Origin of the sequence: Acidiphilium sp. PM (assembly GCF_000219295.1) — a bacterium.
Classification (GTDB): Bacteria; Pseudomonadota; Alphaproteobacteria; order Acetobacterales; family Acetobacteraceae; genus Acidiphilium; species Acidiphilium multivorum.
Window position 1 is genome coordinate 1 of record NZ_AFPR01000395.1, and the last position, 1,340, is coordinate 1,340.

2 protein-coding genes are annotated in these 1,340 nt (G+C 68.6%); both read right to left on the minus strand.

Annotation, left to right across the window (positions count from 1 at the left end):
* Window positions 1-66: 66 nt before the first annotated feature.
* Window positions 67-1,083, minus strand: coding sequence for a cobaltochelatase subunit CobS (cobS, locus tag APM_RS12980; RefSeq protein ID WP_007423827.1), 1,017 nt, complete (start codon window positions 1,081-1,083; stop codon window positions 67-69).
* Between the two features lie 62 nt (window positions 1,084-1,145).
* A partial coding sequence (locus APM_RS12985) for a DnaJ domain-containing protein (RefSeq protein WP_007423826.1) occupies window positions 1,146-1,340 on the minus strand: 195 nt, incomplete at its 5' end.

Sequence of the window (1,340 nt, forward strand, 5' to 3'; positions counted from 1 at the left end):
CGATGGCGCGGACGGCGCCGGCGGTGGCGCGCTTGAATTCCTCGCTGCGGGAGGGTTCGGCCGGCATCAGGCGCCGCGGCGGGGATGCACGCCGGTTTCAACCTCCGCGTTGAAGCAGCGCTGGTAGTATTCGGCCACGGTGGCGCGCTCGGCCTCGTCGCACTTGTTGAGGAAGGTGAGGCGGAAGGCGAAGCCGACATCGTTGAAGATGCGGGCGTTCTCGGCCCAGGTGATGACGGTGCGCGGGGACATCACGGTGGAGATGTCGCCGTTGATGAAGCCGGCGCGGGTGAGATCGGCCAGGGCGACCATGCTCTCGATCCGCTTCTTCTCCGCCGCGTCCGCCTCGGTGATGCCGAGCTTGGCCATGACGATGGAGACTTCCTGGCCGTGCGGCAGGTAGTTCAGCGTGGCGACGATGTTCCAGCGGTCCATCTGGCCCTGGTTGATCTGCTGGGTGCCGTGATAGAGGCCGGTGGTGTCGCCGAGGCCGACCGTGTTGGCGGTGGCGAAGAGGCGGAAGGCCGGGTGCGGGCGGATGACGCGGTTCTGGTCGAGCAGGGTGAGCTTGCCCTCGACCTCCAGCACGCGCTGGATGACGAACATCACGTCCGGCCGGCCGGCGTCGTATTCGTCGAACACCAGCGCGCAGGGGTGCTGCAGCGCCCAGGGCAGCAGGCCCTCGCGGAATTCGGTGACCTGCTTGCCGTCCTTCAGCACGATCGCGTCCTTGCCGACGAGGTCGATGCGGGAGATGTGGCTGTCGAGATTGACGCGGATGCAGGGCCAGTTGAGGCGGGCGGCGACCTGCTCGATATGCGTCGACTTGCCGGTGCCGTGATAGCCCTGGATCATCACCCGGCGGTTGAGGGCGAAGCCGGCGAGGATGGCGATGGTCGTCTCCGGGTCGAAGCGGTAGGTCGCGTCGATCTCGGGGACGTGCTCGGTGCGCTCGGAGAAGGCGGGGATCTCGAAGCCGCACTCGATGCCGAAGACCTCGCGCGCCGAGACGGTGCGGTCCGGCAGGTTGATCGCCGAGGTCGGCGTGCCGCGGGTTTCGGCGATTGCAGCGAGATTGTTCATCGATCCATCATCCTCAGGTCTCTTGTCGTCAGAGTACTCGGCATGGCGCGGCGCGCAAGGGATCAGGCGCCGGCGGCGGCGCGGGGCTGACCCTCGGCGGCCGGCAGGCGGGCGCGCAGCGTCGCGTAGGCGAGGTTGATCGTCTTCAGCCGTTCCTCGGCGCTGCGGTCGCCGCCATTGGCGTCCGGGTGGTGGCGCTTGGCCAGCTCCTTGTAGCGGGCGCGCACCGCCTCGCGGGTGACCGGCCAGGGCGAGGC

Excerpts from the sequence above, each read along its gene's own strand:
- cobS (WP_007423827.1), bottom strand. The coding sequence starts at position 1,083 with ATGAACAATCTCGCTGCAATCGCCGAAACCCGCGGCACGCCGACCTCG.